8 protein-coding genes are annotated in these 8,329 nt (G+C 43.7%); 7 read left to right on the forward strand and 1 reads right to left on the reverse strand.

What is annotated here, in order from left to right; genetic code table 11:
* The 7 genes from AACV78_RS22510 to AACV78_RS22540 all read left to right on the forward strand — a co-directional run bounded on the left by AACV78_RS22510 (window position 1) and on the right by AACV78_RS22540 (window position 5,508).
* On the forward strand, window positions 1-1,161 hold the full coding sequence (locus AACV78_RS22510) for a glycosyltransferase family 4 protein (RefSeq protein WP_194009478.1): 1,161 nt from the start codon (window positions 1-3) through the stop codon (window positions 1,159-1,161).
* Window positions 1,161-2,390, forward strand: a complete 1,230-nt coding sequence (locus AACV78_RS22515; protein ID WP_194009477.1) for a glycosyltransferase family 4 protein — start codon at window positions 1,161-1,163, stop codon at window positions 2,388-2,390. Before AACV78_RS22510 ends, AACV78_RS22515 begins: the two co-directional genes overlap by 1 nt.
* A 58-nt stretch (window positions 2,391-2,448) precedes the next feature.
* A complete protein-coding gene (locus AACV78_RS22520; RefSeq protein ID WP_194009476.1) occupies window positions 2,449-3,519 on the forward strand; it encodes an NAD-dependent epimerase/dehydratase family protein in 1,071 nt (356 codons plus the stop codon).
* Window positions 3,520-3,716: 197 nt separating this feature from the next.
* Complete coding sequence (locus AACV78_RS22525) at window positions 3,717-4,559, forward strand: WecB/TagA/CpsF family glycosyltransferase (protein ID WP_194009475.1); 843 nt, start codon at window positions 3,717-3,719, stop codon at window positions 4,557-4,559.
* Between the two features lie 271 nt (window positions 4,560-4,830).
* On the forward strand, window positions 4,831-5,037 hold the full coding sequence (locus AACV78_RS22530) for a hypothetical protein (RefSeq protein WP_194009474.1): 207 nt from the start codon (window positions 4,831-4,833) through the stop codon (window positions 5,035-5,037).
* 9 nt (window positions 5,038-5,046) lie between these two features.
* Entirely contained in the window at window positions 5,047-5,223 is a 177-nt protein-coding gene (locus AACV78_RS22535) for a hypothetical protein (RefSeq protein ID WP_194009473.1), read from the forward strand.
* Window positions 5,224-5,244: 21 nt separating this feature from the next.
* The gene (locus tag AACV78_RS22540) at window positions 5,245-5,508 is read left to right on the forward strand and encodes a hypothetical protein (RefSeq protein ID WP_194009472.1); all 264 of its coding nucleotides are present in this window, start codon (window positions 5,245-5,247) and stop codon (window positions 5,506-5,508) included.
* A 279-nt stretch (window positions 5,509-5,787) separates the two neighbouring features.
* On the opposite strand, the gene AACV78_RS22545 is transcribed toward AACV78_RS22540, so the two are convergent.
* Window positions 5,788-6,996 carry a glycosyltransferase family 4 protein gene (locus tag AACV78_RS22545; RefSeq protein ID WP_194009471.1) on the reverse strand — a complete coding sequence of 403 codons (1,209 nt, stop codon included), beginning with the start codon at window positions 6,994-6,996 and terminating at the stop codon, window positions 5,788-5,790.
* Between the last annotated feature and the right edge of the window lie 1,333 nt (window positions 6,997-8,329).

Here is an 8,329-nt window from a genome sequence, read left to right on the forward strand (position 1 = left end):
ATGGTTGACAAAAATGAAGTTCGCATCGCTTGGCTCGTTCCTTCTGCAGAGTTTGGGGCCTATTGGCCGCCGGTTTTACATGAACTCAAAAAATTAATTCCGAACACGATTTTTTATACAGGTCGCCTCTGGCCGCGCTACGATCCGGAAGCTGCTGGTACAGAAGTCGTCGAAGTTGTGGGAGATACACAATTCATCACCACCCAAAAGATAAAAACGGGGTACAGTCGTGGTTATATTAAGGCTACTCCTGGGATTATTTTTCCTCTTTTGAAATTCAAGCCCCAGGTCATTTTTGCTAGTGGCTTTTCGATCTGGACATTGGTAGCTATAATTTTTAAGCCTATAGGGAAATGGCGATTGGTTTTAGTTTATGAAAGTAGTTCGCCGAACGTAGACTTTCGAGATTCTAAGGTGCGATCGACGATTCGACGCTGGATGGGTAAATTTGCGGATACCTTTGTTTCTAATAGTCGCCGAGGTAAAGAATATTTGGTAGAAGTGATTGGGGCCGCCGAAAGTAAGATATTTGCTCAACCTTACATGGTTCCTGATGCTAAAGCTTTGGTAGAAAAAATAGACAATAATAATTCTATCTCTTTGTCATTCCCCCACCCAATTTTTCTGTGCGTGGGTCAAGTAATTTCCCGCAAAGGGATTAAGAATCTGTTAGAAGCTTGCACAATTTTGCAAAGCCAGGGATACTCGAATTACACAGTCATTATCGTTGGAGACGGAGAACAGCGATCGGAACTAGAAGCACTTACAAAAGAATGGGATTTAGAAAAACAAATTGTTTGGACAGGGTGGATCGAATACGGATACTTGGGATCTTATTTTCTAGAAGCTGATGCGTTTGTTTTTCCTACGTTAGAAGATACTTGGGGAATGGTGGTACTAGAAGCGATGGCATTTGGTAAGCCAGTTTTGTGTTCAAAATGGGCTGGGGCTTGCGAAATGATCGTTGAAGGTGAAAATGGTTATATTTTTGATCCCTATGATTCGGAAGGTATGGCAAATGCGATGCGGAACTTGATTGATTGCCCCGAAAAGTTAGTAATTATGGGCCAAAAATCCCAGCAATTGATCGCTGAACATACACCAGAAAATGCTGCGAAATTAATAGCCGATGTGACTTCGCTAGTATTGGAGAAAAGTTGATGAAAATTTTATTGTCTGCCTTTGCTTGCGAACCCGGACAAGGATCTGAGGAAGGAGTGGGCTGGAATGCGGTGGTAGAAGCCGCCAAACATCACGATGTATGGGTAATAACTCGCACCTTTTACCGTACCGCTATTGAAGCCTTCCTCGCCGCGTACCCGAACCCTAATCTGCACTTCGTCTACATTGAGCCTTTCGGCTGGAGCGAAAACTTTAAAGGTAGACAGGGAGGGCTGCAATTGCACTATTACCTGTGGCAAATTTTGGCTTATTTAGAGGCGCGCGATCTCCACCGCCAAATTAATTTCGACATCGCCCGCCACGTCACCTACGTTAAATTTTGGTCGCCGAGCTTCATCTCGCTGCTGCCTATTCCTTTTATTTGGGGGCCTGTGGGCGGTGGCGAAGCAGCCCCTAAACCTTTTTGGGAAGATTTTAGCTCCAAGGCAAAACTTTACGAAACAGCGCGAGACTGGGGGCAGCGCCTCGGTGAGAGAGATCCCTTTGCCAGGATGACGGCTCAAAGAAGCGTCTTAGCTTTGGCGACCACGGATGACACGGCGAAGCGGGTGCGGGCGATGGGGGCTAAAAAGGTGCAGGTGCTTTCTGAAGCCGGTCTGTCAAAGGCAGAGATGGGGCGGCTGGGAGAGTGCAAAATGCCAGGGGATTCGCCGATTAGGTTCATCAGTATGGGGCGGTTGCTGCACTGGAAAGGCTATCACCTGGCGGTACGGGCCTTTGCCCGAGCTAACTTGCCGAATGCCGAATATTGGCTGCTGGGGGATGGCCCGGAAGGCGATCGCCTTCAGTCTTTAGCGCAAGAATTGGGCATTGCTTCTCAAGTTAAGTTGTGGGGGAGGCTGCCGCGCGAGGAAAGTTTGGGCAAGTTAGGGGAGTCTCATGTACTGATTCACCCTAGCTTGCACGATTCTGGGGGGTGGACTTGTCTGGAGGGGATGGCGGCGGGGCGTCCCATTATCTGCTTGGATTTGGGAGGGCCTGCTACTCAAGTGACGGCACAAACGGGGGTAAAAGTACCTGCTTACAATCCAGAACAGGCAGTGCAGGGTCTAGCTGAGGCGATCGCTCATTTAGCCGGCGATGCCGAGTTGCGATCGCGCTTGGGTGAAGCAGGTCGAAATCACGTCAGGGAAGTATATGATTGGGATGTTAAAGGTAAATTCTTTGCTCAATTGTGCGAAGATATAGTCTATCGAAAATCTGGGTGATATCTGATTTGTTCGATCGCACAAAACAAAAAAAACTATATTTTTTAGGCGGTGAAACGTGAGCGTTGCAATCATTACTGGCTCGGCGGGATTAATTGGCTCGGAGGCTTGTAAGTTCTTTGCCAAACAAGGCTTAGACATAGTTGGCATCGACAACAATATGCGCCAGTTCTTTTTTGGTGCCGATGGTTCTACCAACTGGAACCGCCAACAGCTAGAAAAATCTTTGGGAACCAAGTATTATCACTTAGATGTTGACATTCGCGACTACGAAGCTATTACCAATATTTTTCAGCGGTACGGAGATTCGATCGAGCTAGTAATTCACACAGCCGCCCAACCGAGCCACGATTGGGCGGCTCGCGCCCCAAAAATAGATTTTACAGTAAACGCTAACGGTACTCTCAATCTTTTAGAAGCAACTCGCTTGTACTGTCCCAAAGCAGTTTTCATTTTCACTTCTACTAATAAAGTATACGGCGATACCCCCAACAAATTGCCTTTAGTTGAATTAGATCATCGATGGGAAATAGAAGCAGGTCACACTTACGAAAACGGCATTCGGGAGGATATGTCTATCGACCAGTGCCTGCACAGTTTGTTTGGTGCTTCTAAGGTAGCCGCTGATATTTTAGTTCAAGAATACGGCAGATATTTTCAGATGAACACCGCTTGTTTTCGCGGCGGCTGTCTGACGGGGCCAAATCACTCGGGAGCTCAACTGCATGGCTTCCTCGCCTACTTGATGAAGTGCGCCGTGACGGGAACTCCTTACACCGTGTTTGGCTACAAAGGCAAGCAAGTCCGCGATAACATTCACAGCGCTGATTTAATTTCGGCATTTTATGAATTTTATAAAGCTCCCAGAAGCGCCCAAGTTTATAATACAGGAGGAGGTAGATACAGCAATTGTTCGATGTTAGAAGCCATCCAGATGTGCGAGGAAATTGCGGAACGTACATTTAATTGGACTTATGCTGAAGGAAATCGCATTGGCGATCACATTTGGTGGATTAGCGATAATTCAAAATTTTCCAGTCACTATCCTGACTGGAAAATGAAATATAACGTTAAACAAATCCTACAGGAGATTTATGAATGTAACCGCGAACGCTGGCTGAAAGAGTGATCGCAGGATTGAACGGGTACAAAAAGAATGTGCTGGCAATTTTTGTAAAAGACCTCTTGCATTCAATCGCCGATCAGATTAAATTATCTGCGTCGATTAGTGTTTATCCACTTAAGATCTGCGGTTAACAGATCGAATATTTGTGCAAGAGGTATAAAGAATTGAAAACAAAGTTAAACAAATTTTAGAGGATATTTATGAGTGTAAGTGTCGTTGGCTTAGAGAGGTCTTCCAATATCGATTTAGGAAAAAAAAATGTACTCGGCATATTAGTAAATGCCGTTAATTATGAAGCGGCTGTTAGCACAATTATGGCGGCAGCCAACGCCGGAAAACCACTGTCAGTTTCGGCTCTAGCGGTTCACGGGGTAATGACTGGGGTGCTTGACAGCACTCACCGCTATCGGATCAATCACATTGATTTAGTATTGCCAGACGGACAGCCGGTCAGATGGGCGTTAAATTTGCTCTACAATACGGAATTGCCCGATCGAGTTTGCGGGCCAAATGCAATGTTAAAAATCTGCGAGCGCGCCGCCGAAGAAGGATTATCTATCTATTTGTACGGCTCTCAAGCTTCTGTACTGGAAGCTTTATCTCACAATCTCTGCCAGCGTTATCCCAAGTTAATTATTGCTGGAACTCAGCCTTCTAAATTTAAGCAGGTTTCGCCGCAAGAAAAACAGGAAATTGCCCAGAAAATTCGCAACAGCGGTGCAGCAATTACTTTTGTCGGTTTGGGGTGTCCGCGACAAGAAGTCTGGGCTTACGAATACCGTGATGACTTATCAATGCCGCTGATTGCTGTAGGTGCAGCTTACGATTTTCACGCGGGTAATTTGGCTAAAGCTCCTGAGTTTTTATCTAAGATAGGTTTGGAATGGCTGTTTCGGATGATTAAGGAGCCCAGGCGTCTCTGGAAGCGGTATGTATTGTTGAATCCGCTTTATATTTCGCTGTTTTTGCTGCAAGCTTTGAAAATCAAAAAATTCGACCCTAAAGATGCCACGCCGCCTGCGGAAGAAGTTTTGTATGGTTGAATTTCTGGCGTTGTAAATTGTTGATTTTCACAAATAAAAAGCCAAAAGCCAAACCTAGAAATAATAATTAATTATTTTGACTTTAGACTTAAAATTTGTGACGATTTAAATCTAGAATTCATGGGTTGTTTTCTATAAATTTTGTTGGGCTTGCTTTGTAATGTTGTTTCCGATGGCATCGGCATTATATATTTGAATTGTCTATAGTGCCAGCACCTCAAGAGCGATCGCGATTTAGCGCGCCAAGAGAGGCAATGCAGAGGATATTGGTTTGTCCTTGTTGTGGCCGGAAACTTCCCGGATTCCGCAGGGGCTTTTTAGTTGTGCGACCGGAGAATTTGCGATCGCCCCAGACAGCGCAACTTTAGCCAATCCCCAAGCAGACGGCATCGCCATTTTATCCTTGACACCAAACGTCAAACCTTTAGACTTCATACCATCATTTCGGAGAGTATTCAGCTTCACACCCGACGGCTGAGAATCGGCAATGCTGAAGTACAACAGCGATTTTACACAGTCAATTTTTTTAGTAACAAATCAGGAATTGCAAAAAGAACTAATCCGCACCGCCGGAGAATTGATCGACTGTCAGTTTGACCCCGGAACTCCTCAGCTTTACTGCTTGTTAACCAGACGGAAGCCTGGGAAAGATTTTTCCGAATAATTCACCCTTGAAGCAATTGATTTGCAGACATTTGCAGTACAACCGCTGTTAGTTTTGCCCGACCAAGTGGAGACAAAAATGAGCCTGTCGCCCGACGGGATAGAATTGCTGTTAGACCGGGTAGTGGCCCAGAAATCGGAACCTGTCGCAGGAGATTTGAGAACTGATGGCCCAAGGGCGATCGCCTTTTCAACTCTAATACTTTTCAAATTCAAAAATGCACCGACCTCTAATAATTATCCCTCACCTCAAGAACTGCGTCTAAAAGGATGTCGCCCCCGCTAGCTGCCCTAAAAAATAAAAAATTAGATAGGTTTGTAGTGAGGAAGACTGTCCTATTTTTGATCAATAAATCAGAACTATTTCTTCTGAATGTAGGCTTAATTCCAATCAAATCGCCAGACACGACATCAAATCATGTCCGGTCGATTACCATAACAAAAACAGTTCGTAGTGCGGACTTGACTCCAGGGCCTAGGAGTGGAGTCAAGTCCGCACTACGAGCCCTACTCATTGCGGTCAATCGATCAGACACGACATCAAATCTCGAACCCACAGTTTTCTTCAGGCAGCTTTTCTCATCGACATTGAGTTATCAGCAACCCGCTGCATATGTTCTGCACGAGCTTTAAAAGTTTTCTCAAATGTGTGCTTTTGGGCAAACCTCAGCGACTTAAAAGACATAGCTTTGATGACTTCTCGGTTGTAGCTGAGTTGAATAATTTTCTGCGCCATCAGTTTAGGTTTATCCATCGGTACCATCCATCCCGTTTCAGACATTTCTGAAATTCCCTCGAATGCTTCGTTAGCATAGCCCACAATCGGCACTCCGCAAGACATTGTTTCTAAATAAGTACACGAGGGGTCGCCCTGCCGGTGACAGCACACAAACAAATCGATATTGTCCTTAACAAAGGGGAAAAACTCGGTCTTAAAGTCCGGGACACCAAGCATTTTCACGCAATTCTGAAGTTGATTGGCTGCTATGGTGTGGTGCATCATCTTTTCTAAGTCGCCAGCACCGCTAATGAACATTTCAAAATTTGCTCCCCGTTTCTTAAGTTCTAGAGCAACATTCAGTAAATGATCGGCTCCCTTCATTTTAATCAGGCGGCCAGAGAACAGCAGCCGCAGAGGCATATCTTCAGAGCGGTTGTGAGTCCGCATTTCAATATCCCTGTCAGTTGCTAGCATATCTTCGCTAATCCGCGTGTCAAAGAAAAGCATCGAATTGCGATTGAGGTTCAAGTAGTCTTTATAGGTAGGAGTACCGTTGCACTGCAAACCATCCGCATTTGCGATCGCCGCCCGCTGCTTAATTTCTTGATTTTTTTCCCAAGCCATTCTCCGCAAGCGTACAATCGGGTTTTTGGTATTCACGCTCGCAATTTGTTTGCGAGTTTTCAGAGTATATTCAGAAACGTAAATACATGGCACTCCAGCTAAGTTGCAAATATTGCTGATATGGTTTTGTCGGTATCCCGGCACTGCTAACACCAGCGAAGTATTGTGTTTGTGCAACAAAGCAGGCGTGATTAGATCGAAGGAAATCACTTCTAATTTGAATGGTAGTTTATCGATATCGAAAACTTTGCAATCGAGATTATTGTTACCTGTTTGGCTCTCTTCCATCATCACTGTAATCGAACCATCCCAATACTTGGTTAATTCGACAACGGCTTCGTCCAGCTTGCGGGTGAGTAAAACTTTGCCATCTGGCAATAGTTTCGCTGATAGGGGTTGTAAAATAGTCAAATTGTTATTGGAAAACATGGATGTACCTTACTTTTGTATGGAGTTTTATTTTGATCGTTTGTCTGCATTAATGCTTGTAATTTCTCGGATAGCGCTAGATAGAAGCTATGTCAAACTGTAAGATTGCTTCCTTGCACCGAGATATTAGCAATGACATATCTCAGGTGGTTTTCCACCTCGACATGAAGCTAGACCATTAAAAAATGAGAGTGAAAAAATTAGAGTTTCTACTCGTTAATCCGGTTGCGAAACTCAAAGCTTGCCTTGCTGTTATTGAAGTTGAAAGTTCTTAAGATAGCGGATTGATATCTCTCAGCTTTAGGAGCCTCAACTTAATTCCTAAAAAAGCTAATTCTACGTACTGATAAATTCACTAAAGACTCGATGGGCTGTTGCCTCGAAATATAACAGACAGTCATAACAGCGCATGGGAAAGTAACGTAAAGAAGTAATATGATACTTCTTATCACTTTGGATTGCTGGGGTGACTGATTTCAAATCTAGTTCGATCGATCTATTGCGTTCTGGCCGTCCGTTGTCCGTGTCATTAACAATAGGCGCATCCTAAAAAAACTGTAAACAGCAGGCCGGATGCCAGGTCTACAAGAATTATTGGATATGTTTAATGTTTCTGGAACGTCACACCAGTCAAAAGGTTTATCAGAACCGAATTTGATATTTAAACTTCAAACCGAGCCCGTCTTTGTGTGAATCTATTATCCGAGAAATTACTTATAACTGTCAAGAGGTTTTTGCTAACTTTATCAAATTTTTACAATTAACCACTTAAGTAACAAGTTATTGCTGTTTTAGGCTTAATTTTTGTCAAACTAACTGCGACATTAGATATTTATACTTCTGTCGTAGATTTATCAGAGCCTTCAACTTATAGTCCAAAAGGCAAAAAATGGTTTTACACGTTATTCTATCTAACACCGTGAGGTGCAGCAGCCGGAGGCTACATAATTAGGTTGAAGTTAGCTCTGACTTAGCAAGAATACAGGACAGATGCCATAAATTCTTGTCAGCCCTATATATATAGTGCGTAATTTCCGTCTTACCGATAGAATTTGACACAAGTGTGGAACGCTAGAAGTGCGTGATAGGGGTTCGGTGAAGGGTAGGGAATCGCCATTCTAGAAGGCAACGAGACTAATCATTTAAAAAATCAAGATTTATTCCAAAACTGTATAAAATATTTATATAAATTTGTGTAACACCAATAGCATTCACATTATTTATAATAACGTTACATTTGTTCACAATTAAACAAACAATAAAAAGGTAGGACTGACTTATAGTCTGTCTCAAAAAGGTGAGGAGTCAGTCGATTTTAAATTGGGGGATGGGG

Source organism: Tychonema sp. LEGE 07196, from assembly GCF_963890365.1.
Taxonomy (GTDB): Bacteria; Cyanobacteriota; Cyanobacteriia; order Cyanobacteriales; family Microcoleaceae; genus Microcoleus.